Raw genomic sequence first — 22,597 nt, 5'->3', positions numbered from 1 at the left:
TGCCCCTTTAGTTCCGGTCCGAAATCAGCTACAAAACGATGTTTTTTACCGGTTTATTATTCGTGGAGTACCAAAAAGGGGATCCTCGTATGATAACTTATCCGGGCCACGGTGGGTCTGAAGAGAGTTTGCTGGAAGAAATTCAGTTTCTTGGCCATCATGGCTATCCAGTCTATTTCTGTACTTTCCGAGAATTCTTCTATGGCTTCTCCCAGGTTTTTACGGACCATACGGTGAAAACTGTACTCCCTGCCACGAAGATAATCTTCGAGATGCTTTTTATTTATTTTCTGTTCTTCTCCCAGGTTTTCATGTTCGTTCTTCACAACGTGCAATATTCTTACGGCGGCAGAAAATTTGTCTGCCAGGAAAAACATCGTATCCAGCACCTTAGATGAATAGGGAATAGTATAATCGGTAGGAAAAACGATCTGTTCGGGTAAGTGAAAGACCGTGTCTTCCGGCACTACAAGTACCGGGCATTTTACCTTAGTAATAACGTCACCCGTATTACTTCCCACGATCATTTCCCTGAATCCGGAAGCCCCTTTTGTTCCCATTACAATCAGGTCTATATTCTTTTCTTTGACCTGTTTTCTTACGGCTTCTATAAAAAAGTCATATTCCGGTAGCGGAATGAAATCCGAATTGCTTTCCGGAAGTTCCTTCTTCATCCATAATGCCATTTTTTCCAGCTCTCCCTGTGATCGTGTGCGGGCGTCGGTGTCATACTCTTCGGGCAAGGCTACCAGCGGCATTCCTCCACCTGCATATACATATGGCTCCACCACGTTACACAGGTAAAAATTGCATCCGGAAGTATCGAACAGTAACATAGCATATCGGACAGCATTCCACGAGTTTTCGGAAAAATCCGTCGGGATAAGGATATTTTTCATCACATTTCTTATCTATCACGGACAAAAGTATGCGGAAGGAACAGAATAAAATATGATAAATATCAACCGGGATAACGGTCGGGTTACTGGTTATGGGTTATGGGTTATGGGTTACAAGTTGCAGGTTGCAGGTTGCAGGTTTCAGGTTTCAGGTTTCAGGTTTCAGTTTCAGGTTTCAGGTTTCAGGTTTCAGGTTTCAGGTTACAGGTTTCAGGTTACAGGTTGCAGGTTGCAGGTTACAGTTTAAAAAACGAGGTGGCTGAGTGACAGCCGCAGGCTGTTGTATCGAAGCTCCGCTTCCTGTTTTTTTAACGCATTTTTTCCAGTCCGGCTACATCCAATACCTTTATATTTCTGCCTTCTATAGCTATGAGGCCTTCTTTTTTTAGTTCGGACAGCGTACGGATAAAACTCTCGGGGGCTATTCCTGCCACGCTTGCCAGGTCGTTGCGCGAAATACGGATTTCGTGTTCGGGCTGGTGCTGAAGCTTTTCTACAAACCGCAAGATGGTACCCGCAGTTTTTTTTCGTACGGAGCCATATGCCATTTGCAGCAGTTTCTCCTTAACACCGGAGAGGTCGCCGGCAAGAAATTCTACCAGCTCCACAGCCAGTTGGTGGTTATTCTTTAATATTCCGGCAAAGGAATCTTTGCGCACGCCATAGAGTGTGGTCTTTTTGAGTGCCGTTGCAGATTCTTCGTAAGGGATGTTCTGTGTAAAGGAGTAGTATCCGAAAAAATCGTCATCCCTGCTTATATCCGTAATCAGTTCTTTACCGTATTCTTCGATACGATGTGTTTTTACCATGCCCTTTTCCACCAGGTAAATAAAATTGGCGTGATTACCTTCGGAATAAATGATATCTCCTTCTTCAAAGGTAAAATACTCGCCTTCGTCGGTAAAGAAATTTTTGAGTTCGTTAATGTTTCGTATTTCTTCTTCATCTTCTTCCGCAGGCGGTACGGATATCGTACTTTCTTTAAGAAGGGATACTTTGGCCAGCCTGCTTTCTATGGCACTTACCAGCTCTTGTTCTTCAAAAGGTTTGGTCAGATAATCATCGGCTCCCAGGTCCATCCCTTTTCGCACTTCCTTCCGCTCGGTTCTGGCCGAAAGGAATATAAACGGAATCTGCCTGGTTCCGGAATTGGCAGAAAGCGCTTCCAGTACACCATATCCGTCCAGTTCGGGCATCATAATGTCACATACGATAATATCGGGGGTTTCCTCCACTGCCAGGGACACCCCTTTTACACCATTGGGGGCCGTAAGTATTTCATATCCGGATAACTCAAGTAATTCTGCCGTACTTTCACGCAAAACAGGATCATCTTCAATAAGCAATATTTTTTTCATGGTCAGGTAGTTTTACCGTAAATGTCGTTCCTTTTCCTTCTTCACTATTAAAATCTATTTCTCCGCCCAGGTTTTCGAGGTGGCTTTTCACAATATTAAGACCTATTCCCGTACCCTGGTCTATGATAGCATTCCTGGCCCGGAAATACCTGCTGAAAATATACTTCTGGTCTTCTTCCGGAATGCCTATGCCGTGGTCTTTTATCTTAAAGACAAACAGGTTTCCCTCCTGTTCCACACTGATGTCTATTTCGGTATGTTCGGGGGAATATTTGACAGCATTACGCACCAGGTTGGAAAGGATGAGTTCCAGTATTTTTTCGTCCTGGCAAATAACATAATCGTCTATATCATCGGGGAAATTGATCCTTTGCCCTGTTTTCAGCAGCATATTGGCGTCGTATATGACCTCGTTGAATACCCTGGTAATATGAAAAGGGGCAAACGTGTATTTTTCCTTACCGGCGTCTATACGCTCTACGGAAAGAAAATCGTTCAGTATATTGTTCAGGTACCGGACCTTGTTTTTAATGGTTTCCAGGTGTTTTTCCCGTTTTTCCTGTTGTTCGCCTTCCGTATATTTCCCTATAAGTGTAGCCGAAACAAGGATACTGCTCAAAGGAGTTTTAAATTCATGGGAAACGAGTGAAAGGAACTTGGTTTTCAGTTCGTTGAGTTCTTTTTCTTTCCGAAGCGCGTTCTTGATTTTATTTTCCGCTTCTGTCCTTCGTTTCACTTCCTTTTTCAGCAGGCTTACGGATTCTTTAAGTTCTTCGGTGCGGATTTCTACTTTTTCTTCCAGTTCTTCATTCAGCTGCCGGATCCTGTTTTCGGCTTCCCGGCTCACGGTAACATCCATGACCAGCGCCACCACAAACTTTTTGTCGTTTGCGGTAAACGGGTTAAGCCCTATCTCCACGGGGAGTTGGGCACCATCTTTGCGAATTCCCCACAGGTTCCTTCCCGCGGCCATCTTGCGTTTGCTGGACTTTTCGTAATAATTGCTGAAATGTGTATCGTGATTGTGATGATAGTTCGAAGGAATAAGTATATCCAGTTTTTTGCCGACCAGTTCGTCTTTTACATAACCGAACATGTTTTCCAGGGTAGAGTTGACCGCCACTATATTTTTTTCCCCGTCCACCACCAGAATACCTTCCGATATGGTTTCGAGAAGAATACCGAAAACATCTTCTTCCTGTTGGAAAAACTTCATCACAATTTACCTGTATTTACAAAAGTTTAAGCAGACTACCATATTTACTATACCAGGGCTTTCAAAGATAGGGATTTAAAGTAAACCTGAAAATAGATGTATCTTTTTAAACTGACATATAAAACAAAAAGCGGAACAGGAGAAAATAGCAGTCTCTCCCGTTCCGCTCAAATATTAAAAATGATTGTTATCTGATTTTTCGCCATTTCATATCGTTCGGGATATTGCCGTAACGTTACTTCCAAACCTTTCAAAAGCTGCTTTTTCCAGTGCTTCCCTGTGATCGGGATGCGCTATGGAAATCAGGGCTCTTGCTCTTTCTTTCAGGTTTTTGCCAAAGAGGTCCACCACGCCGTACTCCGTAGCTACATAATGTACATGTGCCCTGGTGGTGGTAACCCCGGCCCCCTGTTTGAGGAAGGGAACTATTTTGGATATGTTCTTTGTGGTTATCGACGGCAATGCTATGATGGCCTTTCCGCCTTCCGAAAGGGATGCTCCCCGGATAAAATCCATCTGCCCGCCCACTCCGGAATATTGCATGGCCCCAATACTGTCGGCACATACCTGCCCGGTAAGGTCTATTTCAATAGCGCTGTTAATAGCCGTTACTTTGGGGTTCTTCCGGATAATGGCCGTATCGTTGGTATACGCCGCTTCCTTGAAATGCACAACGGGGTTGTCGTCCAGGAAACGGTACAGGGCCGGCGATCCTACGGCAAAGCACGTAACCAGCTTTCCGCGTTTGATACACTTTTCTTCCCCGGTGATCACCCCTGCTTCTACCAGGGGCAGGATACCGTCAGAGAACATTTCGGTATGTACACCAAGCCTCTTATGGTTTCCGAGCTGGCTCAGAACCCCGTTGGGAATTCCTCCTATTCCCATCTGCAGCGTAGCGCCGTCCTCTATCAGTCCGGCTACGTGATAACCTATACGTTTTTCTATTTCTGAGGGCTCCTTCATTTCCGTACAATATATGGGTTCGTCCGCAAATATGGCGGCATCTATTTTATTGCTATGGATAATGCCGTCCCCGTGTGTCTTGGGTACATTGGGGTTCACCTGTGCTATAACCTTCTTAGCGGCACTGATTGCCGGAAGCGTGATGTCTACGGAAGTTCCCAGGGAACAATACCCGTGCCTGTCCGGCGGGGAAACCTGGACGAAGGCCACATCTATAGGCAAGAGATTCTGCCGGAAAAGAAGATGTATCTCACTCAGAAACACAGGAATGTAATCGCCATGACTGGAATTTACTGCGGGACGGACATTACCCCCTACAAAAAAGCTGTTGATGCGGAAGGTTTCACTATACGGATGTTTGGTATAAAGGGCCTCTCCTTCGGTATGCATCTGCACGATCTCTATATTCTCCAATTCGTTGTACCGCTTGCAAAGGGCACTTATCAAGGTATTAGGGGTCATTGCCGCTCCCTGAAAAAACATCCGGCTCCCCGAGGTTACCAGGGCAACGGCTTCTTCTGCTGTAGTGTAATGTAACATGTCTATATAAATTTAAACAATCTGTTTTCTATTATTCTCCCCCGGCAGAGACCTCGGTTTATTTAGCGATTTTAAGGGACAAATCAAAATATATATCTATCTTTTCATCCACAACAATGAGTCCGAGCATCTTTTTCGGTGGCTGCAATCCGAAATCACGGATATCCAGTGGTAAGATCCCCGAACATTGCAATCTCCCCTCCGTATCCAGTTGTACGGGAATATTATACGTTTTGATCACCCCTGCAATAGTAATGGAAATAAGGGCGGTCGTTTTCCCGGTTTTATAGGTTACTTCCTTCAGGTTCAAATCTATGTACGGGTAGGTTTCGGTTTGCAAAAGACTGTGAAAATCTCTGTTGATACCTTTTCCCCCGCACCCGAATCCTTTGTTTTCCAACCGGATCAGGGCCTGGTCAAAAATCATTCTGTCCTGTTTTTTTCTAAAGCTAACGGGAACGGATGTTTCCAGGAGTTCACGATCATAAACACAGGTAAAATCGCGTACATTGGCAGAGCCCTTTAAGTACAGTTCGCTTCCCTTCCCTATCCGTACCACACATTTCTCTTCGGAAAAAGGGTTACCCGACCAGAACAGGGTAAACATCAGTATTATACTTATCCGGAAGATCATTTCTATTGTTTTAACAAATTACAAAGCTGTTTCCGGAGTGCCGGGCTTTTCGGATACCATGGCTATGGCTCCCCGGAACAGCTTTGATTTATTTTAAAATCCTGCCCCCAATAGTCCCGATCTATCGGAATCCGGATCCATGGCAGCTACTTTGGTTTCTGTAGACTTTAACTTTGCTGGTAGTTAAGTTAATAGGTTATTGGGTTATTAAGTTATTTAGTCAACACTCACTAACCTATTAACTATGGCTATTTCCCCGCCTGCGGGACGGGCAGGATTGCCGCTTCCTAACCTCCGGACTTGTAGTCCAAAGTGATTTATTTTATGAATTCCGATCAGAAACTGATTACCGCTTCAACCATAAATCCGTCGAATTTACCGTTGTTCAGGATGCTTGCAGTGTCAAAACCATCGTATTTCTGGTTCACGTATTCCAGTTTGGCCAGTATATTTTTGGTCATAAACCATCCTGCACCGAGTTGAAACCTGGTAATATCCACATCGTTATAAGAAAGGGTCTCTTCTCCTGTTGCCAGGTTGTATTTTCCACCTATATAGAAGTTCTCCGTATTTCCGAAGCGATACAGGAGTTCTGCTCCATACTGGTTCCACACCCGCGTATCGGTCTCCCCGGCAGCTTTACCGGAAGATCTTTCGTACATCCCGAAGAATTCCAGCCCGTTGTATTTTACGAAGGGGTTTATCATCACCGCCGTAAGCTGGCTGTTAAATCCGGGGTCGTACCTTCCGGAAGTAAAATTACCTTTAGATGTAGCTTCTTCGTTTTCCATTACAAAATAATACCTGGACCCTGCCCTGTCTCCGGCGTATAAATACGTCCTGGAAGAATGGGCCGTGTGGTATAAAGATCCTGTAAGGCGTAGTCTCAAATCCGGTTGTACCTGTTTGTCGTATCCTAGTTTTGCCAGGAAAGACGGACTGGTTTTACCCGGTTGGTCCACGGCCTGGTTAAGCTTTCCGTTGGATATCCCCAACATGGAGATAAAACCGTTTTTCCTGTAATATACTTCGGCACCTACTTCCGTGGTAAAGGCATCCATAATATAGTTTCCTACGAAAGGGTTATAGATGGCCTGGGCATTATCTGACCTTCGGAAATGTGCATCCCCGTAGTTGTTCTCCATATGCCCTATTTTAACAGTAACGTATTTCATTACATCTTCCAGGAACCCGGGACTTATAAAGTCCAGTTTATCAATCTGGAAATAACCTCCTTTTACATAAGGTTCCGGGTGGTGGCGGGAAGAGAGATAGGTCCTCAAATGCATGCGCACACCGTCAAAAAGGGCCACATCAAGGTCCAGGTTGGCTGTTGCCAGGTTAAAGTTATCTCCTATTTCCTTCAGCGCTATACTACCGCTGTTACTGTGATCCAGGGCCTGGAACTGCAGGGTGGACGCTCCTCCTATACGTACCCTTACCCCGTCAAAGGTAGATATGGTATCTTTAGGACTTTCAAAAACGTTTATCCCGTTTTTGTCCGGACTCCTGTAATTGTCCGGGTTTCTCTGCTGGGCACTTACCGTCACGGTAAACATACCACATATGGCCAGTAATCCAATAGTCGTTAATTTTTTCATGATTGTTTGTTTAAAAAATATTATCTGTACTTAGTTATAGGTCATTTCAAATTTCACCGTAACCTTTTCTCCTGTTTTTACGGTTCCCAGGAGTGCCGTAGGCGGTTCCACGCCGTAGTCGGTCATCACTATATCGGTACTGCCGGAAAGGTGTATTTTATCCTGGAGTACTACTGTTAATGTAAGTGATACTTTTTTGCTTACTCCCGCTATGGTCAGATTACCCGGTATTTCAACCTGGTACTGTCCTGTCCCGGTTTCTTTTATAGCCGTAGCTTTGTCCGAACGGAAAGATATTTCCTTATGATCCTTACTTTTAAGGGCTTTATACGTGTTTTTGTCCATTCCGCCCTTTCCGCTTTTCAAACCTTCTACGGCAAGGGTAAACGATAAGTTCTCCACGGATTTCAACAAGTTTTCTTCTGCCGAAATGGTCCCTTTTCCCTGGAAAGATGTTGCTTCGAGTTCCCAGTCGTGCAGATTGGAAGTACCCAGTACCTGTAACTTACTTTCGGAAGATACTACGTGAAGTTCCTGCGCCGTGGCAAACGGACAGAAGAGAATAATTCCCAGCAAAGCTCCTGCTATTTTTCCTTTTAATAGTTTTGTTTTTTTCATCTGTTCTTTTTTATTTGTTTTTAATTGGTCAGATGTAATTCGCCATTGAACATTTTGTCCCGATAGTCCCGATAATTATCGGGATCGGGAGGTATCAACTCGCATTGTTATGGCTCATTTCATCATAGTAACATTTTTATAAGGTCTTTTACCTCGTCTTTATTTACAGGACAAAAATGGGGTGAAAGGAAATCTTATAACATGATATTTATCAGGTCCGGTAGAAATGCCTGAAGGGTGTTATAAAAAAGGATACGGAATAAAATTGCGGAAAGACAGCATAACTGTATGTATGGACAAAACACCATACAAATTGTTAGTAGTGTAATGGTATTTTGAAAATCCTGTGGGGAGATTAACCTGTTCCCGGACAGGCTTAAGAGGAATAGATTGCTTACAGGCCGGAGAATTTCGGGGCTTTCATATATAGGTACAAGTGCTTGTAATCCGGATTTTTTACGCTATGATAATGTTTGGAAATCAGGAAAGATTGTTTTCTGCGTTGCGATGAACATCTTCTGAACTCATCAACTTCGAAACCCGGACGGTCTCTGCTAAAAACTATATTTTTAGGATATAAATTTCAAACCTGGTCCAAATTAAGACCAGAAAAAGGAAGAAAGGAAATATAAAAATCGAAACCCGGGCAAACTACCTCCTATTGCCCGGGCTTCTCAGATAACTACTCTCTAAATCAGCATCTGTTTTATTACAACTCCGGATAGAGATGTTTTATGGCTATCAGGTCATTCGGAGTAAAAGGACGGTTGGTACCATCAGAGCATGCGAGCATCCAGGACGGATCGGACTGCGGATCTGCCCCGGTCGGGGTTCCTGTAATATGATACGGAACTTCACCCGGATCGAGCTCGGTTTCATCATACGGATTGTTTATTCCATACTGGAAACGAAGAATAAGAGCTTGCAGCGGACTGATGTACTGACCGCAACTCAGGCTGCGATCGTGCAGATCGGTATGGCGGAAACCGATGGCGTGTCCTATTTCGTGGGCGATGGTAGTCACAAAATCCGCCCGGTTTGTCTGTGGGTTGTAATGATCTATACTGAGGTCGATCTGGGGGGCCGGGTTTCCGTCGGCATCGGGAAAACCGTAAGATTGTCCTAATACATCTCCATTTTCAAACTGCCTTCCTTTAATTACAATATCGGGAGTTTCCGTAGAATTGGCGTCGAGCAGTTCAAAATCGAGAACCAGGTCCAGTTCGTTAAACCGCGCTATGGCCTCTTCCGTCGAATTGTAAAAATAGGTTTGCTGTGCCCCGGCATCTACCTTGATCTTCAGCGTACGGGTACTGCTTCCTACATCTACTTTAAAAGGACTGCTGTACTGCTCCGGAGAAGGGGTTCCGGTAATGGTATTGTACATGAGTTCTTTCTGGTATTCTATAGCTTCGGCGGTTAAAAAGATATCTCCTTCCACGAGGTATCCGCCGTCGGTCTTAATGACACCTTCGGGAGAAAAACCGGCGAGGAATATGTTTTCTTTTTCTTCGTCACTGATTTCCATTCGGGTGCTGTTGTCCATCACATCAGTGTCTTCCTTTTCACAACCTACGAGCATAAATGCCGTACAGACTGCGGGTATGGTGTATTTCAATCGGATCTGGGCTATAATATTTTTCATTTTAGGTCATATTTGAGTTTATTGGTGTTTAGAAAAAATGATTATTACGCTTTTTTAGCGGTATTACATCCGGACATAGCCTTCAGGCAACCGGACCCCGGCAGGAAGTTATGCGGGGGATAACGGGCACGCATTAAAAATACTTGGATCATAGTTTAAATTTTAGTTAAGTTAAGGACATCGCGGAGCGACTTCATACAGGTTTCAGTAATTTTGGTTCCTATTTTTCCGGATAGATAAAAACCTTCTTTCGCGAAATGGTTTCTCCTTATACAAGAAGAATTAACCTGTTAAAATCCAAAAGTATTCATAAAATAACGGACATTTTATCCCCTTTTCGCAAACCTTTGTCCCAAAAACGCAACGGGGACTGTTGGGTTACAAGTTGTAGGTTTAGGCCAAAGCGTAGGCGGCTGAGTGCCCAGGCGCAGCGATGGGTGTATCGAAGCCCAGGTTCCAGGTTACAAGTTGCAGGTTGCAGGTTTCTTGCATGTTTGGGCCAGAGCCTAGGCGGCTGAGTGCCCAAGCGTAACGATGGGTGTATCGAAGCCCAGGTTACAAGTTGCAGGTTGTAGGTTTCTTGCATGTTTGGCATAAAGCGAGGTGGCTGAGTGACGGTCGCAGACTGTTGTATCGAAGCTACCGGGTTGCAGGTTCCAAGTTTGGCCCAGAGCGTAGGCGGCTGAGTGTTCCGGCTCCGCCGGAATGTATCGAAGCCCCGGGTTCCGGGCTTTTACCCGTTAAAAAATTTCAAAAGACTTTGAATTCTTTGGGCAGGCAACCGTGGAACCTTTTAAAAATACGGCTGAAATGCCCGAGGTGCTGGTAACCTACCATCCGGGCTACCTCAGATACGGAATACCTGCCCTGGGCTAGCAGCTCGCCTGCCCTGTTCATACGGGATTGCAGATAGAAATTATAGTACGTTATACCATAGGCGGATTTGAAGAGAGCTTCGAATTTTCGTTCGCTCATTCCCAGTGTTCTGGAAATTTCGGCTATGGCCGGAGGAGATGTTTCAGAAGCCACCGCGGCCAGTAATTGTTCCCGCGCATAAGACATCTGTTCCATGTAATAGCGCGATACCGGTGCATCTTCTTCCTCCGAATACACCAGGAGTTTTTTGAAATACCGGTCCAGCAGGCTGTAAACACATGCCTTGATCGCAAATTTATCATTTTTGGACAGGACATCGCTTTTATTCAACTTATCCATTTCCTCAAAAATAGCCTGGTTGATCTGCATCCGGTGATACCGGAACCGGCCAGATTTTATTTCGGTCAGCACCGGGTGACCGGGCGGAAAAAGATGATCGAGATAGTACAGCAGAAAATCCCGGCTCATGGATATACCGATAAGCAGAGAATCCTGTTTTATCCCTCCTTCGAGCTTAACCTTAAAATAGGATCCGGAAGAAACCAGGAAAGATTGGGGAATACCGGACCCTGTTTTCGACAACACTTTTTCAAATGCCGATACCGTAGCGGGATGGGCGGAAAGTTCCAGTTTAAGGAAATAATACTCTTCCCCGGGAGACGGTAACCAGATCAGGGAATTTTCCGGTAGCTGGTCCGTACTGCTGTATCGGGCAAAGTTCAGGATAAGCCCCTGCTCTATCTCCTCATAGGCACATTCCATATGAGCATTGGGGAATCTCGCTACCATCCAGTTATCCCTGACGTAGATATGACGGTCCAAGTTGTATTTACCGGACTGTTCTATCAGCTTGTCAAAAAAACTTTTGTCGTAAGCAAAACTAAAAAACCATTCCATATTTCCACCTTTTACTGCCGGGCAGCAAGCTCTCTATCTTTTTAACAGAGACTCAGAAAAGATGTTAATCCCTTAAAAGAAATTTTGTTTTTTTTGATTTTATTTTAGGTATATCATTTTTAAAGTCTCACCGAGCTCCTCCCTTTTGATAAAGGGAGGTGGCACACCATAAGGTGTGACGGAGGGTTAGAAAGCCCAGGCCATAGGAAAACATTGACGTTTAGGAATAAACCTGAGGCTTGGATTTGGTCAAACTCCCCGCCTCCGGTCAAAGACCGGAAACACCTTTCTTCTCCCGATAATCATCGGGATGAAGAGTGGAGCTTTTAAGCGATGATATCAAAAGTTAAAATCACCTCGACAACTAAAATTTTAACGCACCAGTTGTATTTCGCTCCTTTGAATTTTTTCATGTACTGAAACGACCTTTAAACTTTTTCCAATTAGCTAAAAGTTAGACCTCACCATATTTGCAGCCAGTTCTGAAGTAACAAAATCTACCGGGATTATTCCGTAACGTCCTTTATCCGCCGTGGAAAAATAGCTGTTCAGCATAGGGTTTATTTCATCCGATACTCCCGGTATATTGGGTATGGCCCATAATATTTGCTTATAACCGCTGGCAAAGCTGACATAAAGGGTATTGTCCGTAGCCTCTCCTTCAAAAGCTTCTTCCATAACCTGGACAACTTTATCAAACTTGGTAGTATTATTACTCACCACGTATTCATCCTGTACGCGTAGTGAATAATTGCCGTTATTGATGGTAAAAGTAGCCTTGTCCGCCCAGTTATGGCTTGCATTCATTCCGATATTTTCACTAGCGCCAAACCTTCGGAATAATACTATTTTCCCCCTGGCTTCTCCCAACGTGGGAATACCGGGAGCCAGGTGCCAGAGTGCGGCATCCTGCTGTACGTAGGTATTGAATTCTTCGGGAAAAGACATCGTATTACCTTCGGCATTATATTCTTCCTTAACACTCATAATAATCGTTTCATCCGGATGCTGTTGCAGGAATTGTTTACACGCATTCAGTACATCGTCGAAATTCAGGTGCTGGTATATTGAACCGTGATGGATAACAAAGGCATCCTGGTAATGCCGGCAACGGATATCCAGAAAGCGAACCCCGGCCTGTAATTGTTCCGAAATGGAAAGCGACTGGGTTTTGGCAGTTCCGCTAACGGGTTCGTGTCGTGCACCGCTATCGTGTGTTCCGGGTATTGTTAGGCTGTTCAAAGAAACGGCATCGGGTAAATAAGACATCCAGTTTGCCACGTCTTCTTCATTGAAAACGGTAACATGAGAAATCTCTTCCGGGTTTAACATCCCGTCTTTTAAAGTGTTTACGGGTAATTCATCTTCCTGTGTACAGGAAAAAAGTGTGGTCATGGCAACAACGGCCAGCCATAGGTTTTGTTTTAAGCAGGTCATGTTCTGTTTTTTGGGTTGTTATAAATTATTGGTTAAGTAATAAGATTTTAAGGCAATATAATCTTTTACGGGCAAAGTTTTGTTATGTATATATTATGAATAGGTTCAAAAAGTGTACCTGTACCTTCATGGTTTGTGCTTATTAAGGTAACGTGAGTTTCGATTTATATCATACAGAATAACAGATGGTTAACTTAACCCCGTCAGGTCGAGCGCAGTCGAGACCTCTTTTATAGGAGTTAATCCCCCAAAACCTCTCGACTTTAGTTCCTGGCCGGCAGGCGGGTATCCTGAGCCAAGTCGAAGGGCTAGAGGTGACAGCACTATTTTGACTCAAGAACCTTATAACCAGCATATTTGGTCTTGTCTTAAATCGAACTCACTTTGATATATATATAACGCATAATAGAAGAATGTTTACACGGTGTTACAAACGCCCTGATAGGCAGGCATCTGTTTCCGCTACGCTTAAACGAGGGGCGGCTAGTCTTGTTTGTTTTACAAAATACAGTTTTGGATGCCCCTCAGAAAGGCACTTAAGGTATTTGTCGGTCATCGACGTGCAGGGGGCTGCGGGATCAGAGACATTCGCCTTTAACATTTCGTAGAACGGGTTTTGTCTATTTCTTCCTGGCTGTCTTAACAAGTCCTTTCCCGGGCGTTGCAAACGCCCGGAACGATAGGCCCTCGTTTCCGCTTTGCTCAAACGAGGGCCAGTGGGGCCTGGTCAATGAAAAGGTTTAAACAAGTTACAAAAATGTGGTTCAACCTTATGAAACACCGTTTTGGAAACTCCTCAGAGAGGAGCGCAACGTATTTGGCCTGTCATGGATGTGCAGTGGGCTGCGAAGTCGGAGACGTTCGCAGAGCACAGAACACTTCGTAGAGCGGGATTCCTCAAGAGCACACTCCGTAGAGCCGAGAAAAGCATTAAAAGTATAATCAGCTCTACTAATATTATCTTATATACTAAGAAAGTTACCACCACCTAATATTATTACGAACAGAATATCCCATCAATATCACAACTACAGTTGAAAGTATTATATATGCCCAACTAAAAAGTCTGAATAAATGATTTTCTTCTTTTGTCCGTTTACTAAACCTTTCAATTATGTCTTTATAACGTTTATTGTAGGTGAAATATAGGTAATTAAACGTTATAAAAATAGTTGGAACAATTAATGTTTCATTAGAAAAATATACATACCTGCTTTTCTGAATATGAAAAATTATTAAATCTCGTATGACTAAAAAATTCATCATCTGCAACGCTGAAATAAATAATATAGTTGAGAACAGTGGTGGAGCTGATTCATCTTTCCATTTAGAATTAGAATAATATTTAAATTGCGTGTAAAAAAAATAATGATACCACATACTTAATAAATTTTTACCAATTTGGGGCATTATGAACTGCATTAAAATACCAACTCCTTTCTACTATAGACTTACCAATCCCTGTACCTAAACTCCAATATACAACCTCTGGCCTCTTTAATCCTAATGCAGCGGCATCTACCCCGCTCTGCGAAGTTTGCAACTTCGCTGCCCAAACCCTCAATGAAAAGAAAAAAAACGAAAAACGCCTCTCTGAGGCGTATCCCGATTTCTCACAAGTCTTCCTTCATTTATAGCTGGCAATGACCTGGTCAATGAAAAGGTTTTAAATAAGTTACAAAAATGTGGTTCAACCTTATGAAACACCGTTTTGGAAGCCCCTCAGAGAGGAGCGCAACGTATTTGGCCTGTCCTTGATGTGCAGTGAGCTGCGAAGTCGGAGACGTTCGCAGAGCACGGAACACTTCGTAGAGCAGGTGTTTCCCGTGATCCCATTTCTAAATATGAGCGTGACGATATTATTCCATCCGTTGAGAACGCCTATAAAATTGCACAGGTTTTAGGTGTTTCTTTGGATTATTTGGTTTCGGAAGATGACAGTTTAGAGGTCGTGGACATTGATATGCTCAACTGTATGAAAGAGATTCAGCGACTTACTGAAGAGTATAAAACTACTGTCATTAAAATCATTGATGCCTTTATCCATCATACCAAGACCAAAAAAGCTAATGCATAAAAAAACCACCCGAAGGTGGTTTTGATTTATTCTTTTTTTAAAGATATATTTACTGTACTCTTTTTTTGGTAGATTTCCTTCGTCTCGTGCCCATCAGCATAACCATCCAAAGAAACTTTTACTTCTACAAAAGCACCTTTGTCAAAACTAACCTTATATTTCCCTTCGTTGTCAGTAGTAACTGTCTTGGTTTCATTCTCTGAATAACTTTGGTCAGGACTATTCCCGTATTTCCAACAAATTATAGTTACATCTACATTTTTTATTGGCTCATCTGTATTGGCATTCTCAACAATTCCTTGCACAGTAATATCCTGAACATCTTTATTACAAGACAGAAAACTTAAAAAGATAAATATCATATAGCAGTATTTCATCGCTCTTAATTTTGATTTTTAGGATAGTTGTTTATCCTTGTGTTGATTAATGGTTGTATTGTATTTTGCGCTTTTTGTTGTATGTTTCCGTGGTTAACACCAGGTCCCGTAATATTTTTATTGACAACATTGGTTTTCGATGGATTAACTGCGCTATTAGGACCTCCATTAGAACCTGGGGAATTACTCGAACCACTATTGCTACTACTACTTCCACTTGATGTGCCTGAAGAAGATGCTCCTGTAGACCTTGAAGAACTTGAAGTTCCAGAATTGTCAGTTTGATAAACATTTAAATTCGTATCTACATTTTCAGGTATGTCTGTATTTACAGTTGTATTTTGTAGCGGCCCATCTGAACCATCAACCGTAACAAGCAAATCTACATTTATACCTGCTTCGTTTAAGCTTTCTGTTAAATCAACAGCAACGTCAACACCATAACTATAACCATACACCATTACTTGGTCGCCAGCTTCATAGTTATCATTTACAAAATTCATCCCTGTTTCAACTCCCGATGCAGAAGTTAAACCTGGTGCTATAATTGTTCCTGAAAATTCTCTGCCCGAGCTTTGGGCAAATGATTGTGTACTTTGATAATATTGCCCTGTATATCCCGCTTTATCAACAGTAGTCGGTTGACCACCACCTGTTGGTCCTCCGTGATAATAAATAGCTAATACTTTCTCTAATCCTTCTAACTCAACAAAAGCAATAGGGCTATTTTCAGAAAAAGCATAAGGCGAGTTATATGTAAAATCTTCTGCCAATGGGTCTATCTGCCAGAACCTACCAATTACAGGGTCGTGAGTTCTCCATTTAAATTCAATTACATTTAAACCGAGGTCTTCGTGAAGTTCCTGACCTTGGAATGTCTTGTAGTTGTATTCAGTACCATTGACCACATTGTTGTAACCCTTGTGCTGTAAGCCAAAAGGATAATAGTTGTTCTCCTCAATGATCTCCAGTTGTGGAACACTTGTACTCCCTGTGTTGGCATAGGACAATCGTACATTACCCAAATGATCCTTATACTGATAAACATACTTATACGCATTGTTCTCCTTAGTCACATACCCCTCTGGATGACTGGAAAACTGTAATTGCCTGTTTTCATAGATGTAATTCCCCGCATACTCCGTATTTGTCACAGAACTTCCCTGGGTAACCATTTTCTTTAACTTGACTCCCGAAGCATCGTAAATATAAGCAATTTTATTGCTGCCGAAGCTAACCTGGGTTGGTAAATTCAGATAGTTGTAGGTAATACCCGTAATCCCCTTGTTCCGATCTCGAGTTGTGTTACCATTAGCATCCCGGGCATAATCATTATCCGTATTGGTGCCGTCTTTAAAACCATAAACCGTGTTGGCAGCATCACTTACTTTTACCAGAAAGTTGCCCCCATTATGGTAGGTATAGCTCAGGTCATCCATCAACCCAAAGGAAGTGGCCCCGGCATTGACATGGCCATTGCGCTTTAAGGCCGTGATGTTGCCGTTCTTGTCGTAGTTGACATTCAATAAACTGTAGTTATTGTTGCCATGGATGGCTGTCTTTATCCGGTTTAAGGCATCATAGGTGTAATTGTAGGTCTTTAATCCCTGGTCCTGGTTTTTCGTCTTCCATTGGGTCAAAGCTATATTACCGTTGTATAAGGGATTGCTGCCTTCGTTATAGCCTATTCTAAAAGCAAACAGCGAATTGCCCAAAGTAGCCGGATTGTTAATGCCTTTTAGCCATCCCCGTACATTATAGGTATAATCTATAGTCTGCAAAGGTTTACTTTTGGTATTTCCTACTTTCTTCTGCTCCAATTGCCCCAAGGCATCATAGACATTTTCCGCAATCAGTTCTTCGGCCTGGTTGTTGATCTTTTGGGCTTGGGTCAAAAGCCGGCCCATATGGTCGTATTCAAACTTATCTACCGTTACTATGGCGGCATTGTTGCCCTTGATATGGGTGGTTTTGGTCTCCAACACCTTACCGGCAAAGTCCAGTTTGCTTTCTACAATATCTGTAGTATTCAGGTAAGGGTTTTTGGTAGCGGTGTAGATCAGCCTCCCTTTTTTATCATAGGCGCTGATCGTGGTGATCAAATGGTTAGTACCCAATACTCTTGTCTTACTCCCCGTAGCCAGGGTTTTGGTCCGCGTATCTACCGTTTGTCCCAATACCGTAGTGGGTACCGTTAACCCGGCAAGGTCAAAAGTGTAGTTGTCATAATAATTAATGGTATGGATCTCCGCCATGCCTTGCGGAATAGCCGCATTGTTGTAATATACAGGAGTACCGGCATAGGTGCTCGCTGTTTCCGTCTTGGTGACATATTGCTCATAAGTCTCCGTATTATTGGCCGTGGTTTGCAAGCTAGTCCGCTCAGCGAAGTTTGCAACTTCGCTGCCCAAACCTTCAATAAAAAGAAAAAAACGAAAAACGCCTCCGAAGTGTATCCCGGTTTCGCACAAGCCTTACTTCATTTATCGCTGCAATGACCTTGGTCAAGGAAAAGGTTGAAACAAGTTACAAAATATGGTTCAACCTTATGAAACACCGTTTTGGAAGCCCCTCAGAGAGGAGCGCAACGTATTAGCCTGTCATGGATGTGCAGTGGGCTGCGAAGTCGGAGACGTTCGCAGAGCATGGAACACTTCGTAGAGCGGGATTGTAGTTGTTGCTTCTCCCCATTTGAAAAGGTTCAATCCACCTTGCGTACTCGACCTAGCGGCTTTCTAAGTAATCTACCAACAGTTGTTCTAAATCTTCATCTAAATCATCATATTCATTATCCAACAATTCTAAAAATTCACTTAGCTTTTCATCAAAATCAACTATTCTATCAATCTCTCTATTAAATATCTTTGCTCTAAATTCATCTATACTAAAATTTTCAATATTCACTTCCCTTATTGCTCTTTCCAAAATACTGGAAGTTTTAAATGCCTTTATCAGCTTTAATTGTTCAACAGTTAAATATGCAAATTGCCCATATGAGTTGAAAAAATATTGATGTAAACCACCATTAAATACTTGCTGATGAAAAACGACTATCGTATATACAATTTGAAGATGCAGTGGTAAATTAATAACGTAACTATACCAAAGATCTTTGTCGTTCAGAATAGTTTCATTCAATCCTGTTACTACTTCTTTATAATATTTATCTGTTATTTCTCCGTTTCTCATATCATTACTTAATAAATGCTCCTGGATACATTGTTTTATTCATTTGAATTAATTGTTGCAAAGAACTATTTGGCACATTTGGATACACACGTCTTAATTCAAAAATGTCTCTTGCTAACACTTGTCGTGCATTTGAAAAACCTGAGGTTCCTCTTGAAAGAACACCACTTCCTAACGTATGACCTTGTTTTGGCACCAAAATAGAAGGTGCTGTATTTGCATTATAACCTGGAACGAATTTTTTCATTAGTGCTCTCTGTCCAACATGATGAGCTTCCAAACCTGCTTCGACACCTTTCAAAGTATTATATGAGCCTACCTCGAAAACCCTACTTCCCCCCTTAGCGGCGTGCAACAAAAACAAACAGCAATGTTCTAATAAACAACTTCATTTTAAATATCTGGCAATGTTTCGGGCTTTAGCCAAAGCGATACAAAGTCCCTGTTATCATCTATTACAGCTACGCAGTTATTTATAAACTCAACTGCATTGCCTTTCTTTTCAGGGTTTCCAATGCAGACCCAACCGCTTTGAACATTGACATACATTGGAACATCTTCTTTATATATTGAAAAAGAGCCTACTCCTGATGTTAAGTCATCCAATACTTTTAATACACCTTTTTTTCTTTCAGGAACTTCATAGCTGGACTTAATCCATTCGTTGTATCCACAAAATCCCCATACTTGGACAATCCTATTATCATCGTCAATAGCTGTAAGATTTAGTTTGTTAATAACAACATCAAAATTAATTTCTTGGACTGTTGGTTTAGTATCAAAAGAACATTCTTCAATATCATATATTAAAGTTTTCTGCTCTACTGTATCAGTATATTCTATAAGGAATTTCATAATCAATGAACGAAATTAAAGTGATAAATAACATTCGTCTTAGGATTGATACCTAATTCCCAAATTCCCTCAGAGCCTCTAAACGTACCTGGTACTTTCCAATTCATTCCGCCTTTGAAGGTTGCATCAGGAATACCTTTACCCGTTGACATAATTTCTTGAATAGTCAAAGGAGATTTCATATAAGGTCTTGCAAGCTGTCCTGCGTTTTCTCCACGCTTCACTACTTCGGTCAAATGCTTACCTGCTGATTTAGTAAATGTATATCCCCCCTTAGTGGCCACATCCCCATGTTTAACCAAAGCCCTGCTTATTAAAGCAAAAAGACCCTTCCCTAAAAATTTGGCTTTGGTAAATGCGCCAAGACTCGCTACATCCAACCCGCTCAGCGAAGTTTGCAACTTCGCTGCCCAAACCCTCAATAAAAAGAAAAAAACGAAAAACGCCTCTCTGAGGTGTATCCCAGTTTCTCACTCACAGGCCTTACTTCATTTATTTCCGCAATGACCTGGTCAATCAAAAGGCTTTAAACAAGTTAAAAAAATGTGGTTCAACATCATTTTGGAAGCCCCTCAGAGAGGAGCGCAACGTATTGGCCTATCATGGATGTGCAGTGAGCTGCGAAGTCGGAGACGTTCGCAGAGCACAGAACACTTCGTAGAGCGGGGTGATTTAACATTCTTTACTTCCGTTAAAGCAAAATCACTCAACGCATCGGGTATTCTAGTTCTGCCACTAACTTGAATAGCTGTTTTCGCTCCAGATAAACCCACCGCTTGTTCTCCCGCTATACCTAAAGCTCTTGAATTTGCAATTCCCGTCTTAGCGGCAAAACCCTAATTATTGCTCTTTTAAGACCTCTGATAATTTTTTATTGATTACCACAGCTTCCATGGGATCATGAGCAATTTTATAAACAACTTTACTTTCATCCATTCCAATAAAATCTCCATCTTCTAAATCTTTGAGATGGAAGTATTCTTTGTCAGCTACAAAGATCGAATAAACCTCCGAGGGATTTAAAAGCTTCTTTTCTTCTTCATTAAGGACATGCATAATTCGGTTGTAATCAGATTCACCAATAAATTCTTTCTTAAAACCTGATACATCTATCTTATTTACATCGATATTATTCTTATTGCTTCCACCCAAGGAATATCCACTGATGGTACCGCTTGAAACATAAACCTCATAAGGAATAAAGCCTAATGATTTATTATCATATACTTTTATATTGGTGAGCTTAAAATCTCGTTCACTATCTTTATCATATTTTTTCAGCACGTTGGCATTAAAAGTAAATGCTACGTATCCAGGTATGTCGCTTACATCTACAAGTACTCCCCTAAACAAACCATCATTTATTTGATCTATTAAGCTTGAGTATTCAGAAGGAAGCTTAATTATTACTTTTCGAAGCAAATCTGTCTCCCAATTCTCTATTTTAGTTCTTTTGAATAGTCCGAACATTCTCTAATTATTTTAAAATTTTGTAAACCAGTTATACTTTCCAAACCAACCAACATCAGACTTAAAGCCAGCTCGCAAAAAGTTGTATCGATATGAGTCAATAAGCGAATGTTGAACTGTGTTTAACTTCCAAACATTCAACCTATTATTTACAGCCCAGTTAGGCAAGTTATAAGCTCTTTGCATACGTTGAGTTAGAAAAACATGGTGAAATTCTGTACTGATTCTTTGAGTACCTGTGGAAGTTGAAATCTTTGCTATAGTTTCAGTTCCACCTCTTGCTGCTTTATATTGAGCAAATGTTTTACCTCCCTGCAACCAGTTACTTCCCCCCTTAGCGGTTTGCGGCTTGCTCTGTAACGGTAGGTACCGTCTTAGTGGCAACCGCTTCAATTCCTGTACCCCATCCTCTTTTAAGCTACTAAATCATTTCCATTTTGACAACAATCTGCCAAATCATTTTCAACTACTTTGAAAACCACTTTTGGCACTTCATTCTGAAATAAAAAAGAAGCTGTTGCTTTCTGGATATTTGGAAAAGTAATGGCTTGCACTTGTTATGTTCACATTGACAACAATTACAACAAAAACAAATAGCAATATTTTAATAAACAACTTCATTCTAATTTTCTTTTTTCAAATATTCTTCGTTGCTCATTGTTAAGTGTTCTAATACATAATCACCTGGAAATCCTTTCGTTATAAGCCAACTAATTTTATCCTTATCATATGTAATTATTTGATGGGCTAAATACCCTTCTACTATATCCCCTTGACAGGAAAGACGATAAGCCCATTCGTACAACAAGTTTCCTTGCTCTTTCTCCATTGCTCTCTTTTGAAACTCTACAGCTAACCCATTATCTTCTAAACCAAAATACCATTCAGCAATATGAAGTATTTTGCCAATAAAGAATAAGTACTCTGCATTCTCCAAAAACTTCTGCTTTGATTTATTAAACCATTCTTGCAACAAATCAATCATTCTATCTTGCTCTTCATTAGGATATTCTTCTTCCACTAAAATATTGTGCAATATGTATATGGCTCTGATATTTAGTTCAACATCATCAGGATCTTCAGCTAATAGCTTATTAACTAAATTAACTGCTGGTTTCCAATCCCTTTTTTTATGAAAGCCAAAGTCTTTTTCTATTTCTATTAATTGTTTTTTCCAATTCATAATCTATCATTTTAAGGAATAAACATTGTCCCAAGTCGTGGTACGCCATTGATTACATTTCCCCTAATAAATATTGTTTGACCGCCTACATTTACTGGGATATTATTAAATACTCCACTTGAAGGAAGTTTGCCGTTAGCCGCATTTAGAACAGTACGGACTGTATTTTCTTGACCACCCAATTTTGACACGACCCCACCAAGGTTATGTTTTGCAGCAAAAAGATGTTTAACATCATTGCTATTTTTCATTACAAGACCTACAGCATCATCAATAGTACGTGTCGAAAATTGGGTTAACAGCTTCGTTCCCGTCTTAGCGGCGGCATTACCATTTTTCTCTATTTAAAACCTGACTTTGGCTAAGCATTGGTTGCTTTTTAACAACTTGTCTATACCCTGAAGACTCAAATTTGATATACCCCTTCTCCGTTACAATCTCGAAATCCCATAAGGTCATTTTCCCATTTGGAGACAAACGAGGGTTCAGCCTATTTATATCCAAAATATCTAACCCAATGGTATTTTGAAAATCTATAGAAATTTTTAAGTTTAGAACATTGAAAAAAAGTAATATACAGGGGGACACCCAAAAATTGTATAGACTGGATGTATCATCCAGTATCGATTTGAATAAATAATCAATATCTAAACTAAGTTCTAAATCGTTATTGGGAAAAGAAATAGCATGAATATGGCTATCATGCCATCCCATCTCTTCAAAATCTGCTTCTGACCAAATCTCTTTAATGTTCATATC

20 protein-coding genes and 1 pseudogene are annotated in these 22,597 nt (G+C 41.6%); 1 reads left to right on the top strand and 20 read right to left on the bottom strand.

Features of this window, described 5'->3' with window-relative positions:
* Positions 1-56: 56 nt before the first annotated feature.
* The 10 genes from ACVBDU_RS23650 to ACVBDU_RS23605 all read right to left on the bottom strand — a co-directional run bounded on the left by ACVBDU_RS23650 (position 57) and on the right by ACVBDU_RS23605 (position 12,687).
* A complete protein-coding gene (locus tag ACVBDU_RS23650) occupies positions 57-899 on the bottom strand; it encodes a universal stress protein (protein ID WP_447182139.1) in 843 nt (280 codons plus the stop codon).
* Positions 900-1,207: 308 nt separating this feature from the next.
* On the bottom strand, positions 1,208-2,257 hold the full coding sequence (locus ACVBDU_RS23645) for a response regulator (protein ID WP_447182138.1): 1,050 nt from the start codon (positions 2,255-2,257) through the stop codon (positions 1,208-1,210).
* Entirely contained in the window at positions 2,235-3,473 is a 1,239-nt protein-coding gene (locus ACVBDU_RS23640; protein ID WP_447182137.1) for a PAS domain-containing sensor histidine kinase, read from the bottom strand. Before ACVBDU_RS23640 ends, ACVBDU_RS23645 begins: the two co-directional genes overlap by 23 nt.
* A gap of 207 nt (positions 3,474-3,680) precedes the next feature.
* Entirely contained in the window at positions 3,681-4,979 is a 1,299-nt protein-coding gene (locus ACVBDU_RS23635) for an acetyl-CoA hydrolase/transferase family protein (RefSeq protein WP_447182136.1), read from the bottom strand.
* A gap of 58 nt (positions 4,980-5,037) precedes the next feature.
* Positions 5,038-5,613, bottom strand: a complete 576-nt coding sequence (locus ACVBDU_RS23630) for a hypothetical protein (protein WP_447182135.1) — start codon at positions 5,611-5,613, stop codon at positions 5,038-5,040.
* A gap of 335 nt (positions 5,614-5,948) precedes the next feature.
* Complete coding sequence (locus ACVBDU_RS23625; RefSeq protein WP_447182134.1) at positions 5,949-7,214, bottom strand: hypothetical protein; 1,266 nt, start codon at positions 7,212-7,214, stop codon at positions 5,949-5,951.
* A gap of 30 nt (positions 7,215-7,244) precedes the next feature.
* Positions 7,245-7,832 (bottom strand): YceI family protein, encoded by a 588-nt coding sequence (locus ACVBDU_RS23620; RefSeq protein ID WP_447182133.1) that lies wholly within the window; start codon positions 7,830-7,832, stop codon positions 7,245-7,247.
* A 709-nt stretch (positions 7,833-8,541) separates the two neighbouring features.
* A complete protein-coding gene (locus ACVBDU_RS23615) occupies positions 8,542-9,477 on the bottom strand; it encodes a M57 family metalloprotease (protein ID WP_447182132.1) in 936 nt (311 codons plus the stop codon).
* 750 nt (positions 9,478-10,227) lie between these two features.
* Positions 10,228-11,250, bottom strand: coding sequence for a helix-turn-helix transcriptional regulator (locus ACVBDU_RS23610; RefSeq protein ID WP_447182131.1), 1,023 nt, complete (start codon positions 11,248-11,250; stop codon positions 10,228-10,230).
* Positions 11,251-11,697: 447 nt separating this feature from the next.
* Complete coding sequence (locus ACVBDU_RS23605) at positions 11,698-12,687, bottom strand: phosphatidylinositol-specific phospholipase C (RefSeq protein WP_447182130.1); 990 nt, start codon at positions 12,685-12,687, stop codon at positions 11,698-11,700.
* Positions 12,688-14,506: 1,819 nt separating this feature from the next.
* Here ACVBDU_RS23605 and ACVBDU_RS23600 point away from each other — a divergent pair.
* Positions 14,507-14,764 (top strand): annotated as a pseudogene (locus ACVBDU_RS23600) (helix-turn-helix domain-containing protein); the annotation flags it as partial.
* Between the two features lie 26 nt (positions 14,765-14,790).
* Here ACVBDU_RS23600 and ACVBDU_RS23595 read toward each other — a convergent pair.
* From ACVBDU_RS23595 to ACVBDU_RS23545, 10 genes are all read right to left on the bottom strand, one after another.
* Positions 14,791-15,141 (bottom strand): carboxypeptidase-like regulatory domain-containing protein, encoded by a 351-nt coding sequence (locus ACVBDU_RS23595; RefSeq protein WP_447182129.1) that lies wholly within the window; start codon positions 15,139-15,141, stop codon positions 14,791-14,793.
* Positions 15,142-15,146: 5 nt separating this feature from the next.
* On the bottom strand, positions 15,147-17,612 hold the full coding sequence (locus ACVBDU_RS23590; protein WP_447182128.1) for an RHS repeat domain-containing protein: 2,466 nt from the start codon (positions 17,610-17,612) through the stop codon (positions 15,147-15,149).
* Between the two features lie 253 nt (positions 17,613-17,865).
* Complete coding sequence (locus ACVBDU_RS23585) at positions 17,866-18,330, bottom strand: DMP19 family protein (protein WP_447182127.1); 465 nt, start codon at positions 18,328-18,330, stop codon at positions 17,866-17,868.
* 4 nt (positions 18,331-18,334) lie between these two features.
* Positions 18,335-18,631, bottom strand: coding sequence for a hypothetical protein (locus ACVBDU_RS23580; RefSeq protein ID WP_447182126.1), 297 nt, complete (start codon positions 18,629-18,631; stop codon positions 18,335-18,337).
* 92 nt (positions 18,632-18,723) lie between these two features.
* Entirely contained in the window at positions 18,724-19,185 is a 462-nt protein-coding gene (locus ACVBDU_RS23575) for a hypothetical protein (protein ID WP_447182125.1), read from the bottom strand.
* Positions 19,186-19,187: 2 nt separating this feature from the next.
* Positions 19,188-19,565, bottom strand: a complete 378-nt coding sequence (locus tag ACVBDU_RS23570) for a hypothetical protein (RefSeq protein WP_447182124.1) — start codon at positions 19,563-19,565, stop codon at positions 19,188-19,190.
* Positions 19,566-20,025: 460 nt separating this feature from the next.
* The gene (locus ACVBDU_RS23560) at positions 20,026-20,655 is read right to left on the bottom strand and encodes a hypothetical protein (protein ID WP_447182123.1); all 630 of its coding nucleotides are present in this window, start codon (positions 20,653-20,655) and stop codon (positions 20,026-20,028) included.
* A 622-nt stretch (positions 20,656-21,277) separates the two neighbouring features.
* Complete coding sequence (locus ACVBDU_RS23555) at positions 21,278-21,838, bottom strand: hypothetical protein (protein ID WP_447182122.1); 561 nt, start codon at positions 21,836-21,838, stop codon at positions 21,278-21,280.
* 11 nt (positions 21,839-21,849) lie between these two features.
* Positions 21,850-22,089 carry a hypothetical protein gene (locus ACVBDU_RS23550; RefSeq protein WP_447182121.1) on the bottom strand — a complete coding sequence of 80 codons (240 nt, stop codon included), beginning with the start codon at positions 22,087-22,089 and terminating at the stop codon, positions 21,850-21,852.
* A gap of 76 nt (positions 22,090-22,165) precedes the next feature.
* Positions 22,166-22,594, bottom strand: coding sequence for a hypothetical protein (locus ACVBDU_RS23545; protein ID WP_447182120.1), 429 nt, complete (start codon positions 22,592-22,594; stop codon positions 22,166-22,168).
* Positions 22,595-22,597: the final 3 nt, after the last annotated feature.

The sequence above is a fragment of the Sinomicrobium endophyticum genome, assembly GCF_052983315.1.
This window is presented reverse-complemented; position numbering and strand designations above follow the sequence as displayed.

Bases quoted from the DNA above. Each gene is read 5' to 3' on its own strand.
- ACVBDU_RS23620 (WP_447182133.1), bottom strand. From the start codon at position 7,832: ATGAAAAAAACAAAACTATTAAAAGGAAAAATAGCAGGAGCTTTGCTG.
- ACVBDU_RS23645 (WP_447182138.1), bottom strand. From the start codon at position 2,257: ATGAAAAAAATATTGCTTATTGAAGATGATCCTGTTTTGCGTGAAAGT.
- ACVBDU_RS23585 (WP_447182127.1), bottom strand. From the start codon at position 18,330: ATGAGAAACGGAGAAATAACAGATAAATATTATAAAGAAGTAGTAACA.
- ACVBDU_RS23545 (WP_447182120.1), bottom strand. From the start codon at position 22,594: ATGAACATTAAAGAGATTTGGTCAGAAGCAGATTTTGAAGAGATGGGA.
- ACVBDU_RS23560 (WP_447182123.1), bottom strand. From the start codon at position 20,655: ATGTTCGGACTATTCAAAAGAACTAAAATAGAGAATTGGGAGACAGAT.
- ACVBDU_RS23625 (WP_447182134.1), bottom strand. From the start codon at position 7,214: ATGAAAAAATTAACGACTATTGGATTACTGGCCATATGTGGTATGTTT.
- ACVBDU_RS23630 (WP_447182135.1), bottom strand. From the start codon at position 5,613: ATGATCTTCCGGATAAGTATAATACTGATGTTTACCCTGTTCTGGTCG.
- ACVBDU_RS23615 (WP_447182132.1), bottom strand. From the start codon at position 9,477: ATGAAAAATATTATAGCCCAGATCCGATTGAAATACACCATACCCGCA.
- ACVBDU_RS23635 (WP_447182136.1), bottom strand. From the start codon at position 4,979: ATGTTACATTACACTACAGCAGAAGAAGCCGTTGCCCTGGTAACCTCG.
- ACVBDU_RS23595 (WP_447182129.1), bottom strand. From the start codon at position 15,141: ATGAAATACTGCTATATGATATTTATCTTTTTAAGTTTTCTGTCTTGT.
- ACVBDU_RS23575 (WP_447182125.1), bottom strand. From the start codon at position 19,185: ATGAAATTCCTTATAGAATATACTGATACAGTAGAGCAGAAAACTTTA.
- ACVBDU_RS23610 (WP_447182131.1), bottom strand. From the start codon at position 11,250: ATGGAATGGTTTTTTAGTTTTGCTTACGACAAAAGTTTTTTTGACAAG.
- ACVBDU_RS23650 (WP_447182139.1), bottom strand. From the start codon at position 899: ATGAAAAATATCCTTATCCCGACGGATTTTTCCGAAAACTCGTGGAAT.
- ACVBDU_RS23550 (WP_447182121.1), bottom strand. From the start codon at position 22,089: ATGAAAAATAGCAATGATGTTAAACATCTTTTTGCTGCAAAACATAAC.
- ACVBDU_RS23555 (WP_447182122.1), bottom strand. From the start codon at position 21,838: ATGAATTGGAAAAAACAATTAATAGAAATAGAAAAAGACTTTGGCTTT.
- ACVBDU_RS23605 (WP_447182130.1), bottom strand. From the start codon at position 12,687: ATGACCTGCTTAAAACAAAACCTATGGCTGGCCGTTGTTGCCATGACC.
- ACVBDU_RS23640 (WP_447182137.1), bottom strand. From the start codon at position 3,473: ATGAAGTTTTTCCAACAGGAAGAAGATGTTTTCGGTATTCTTCTCGAA.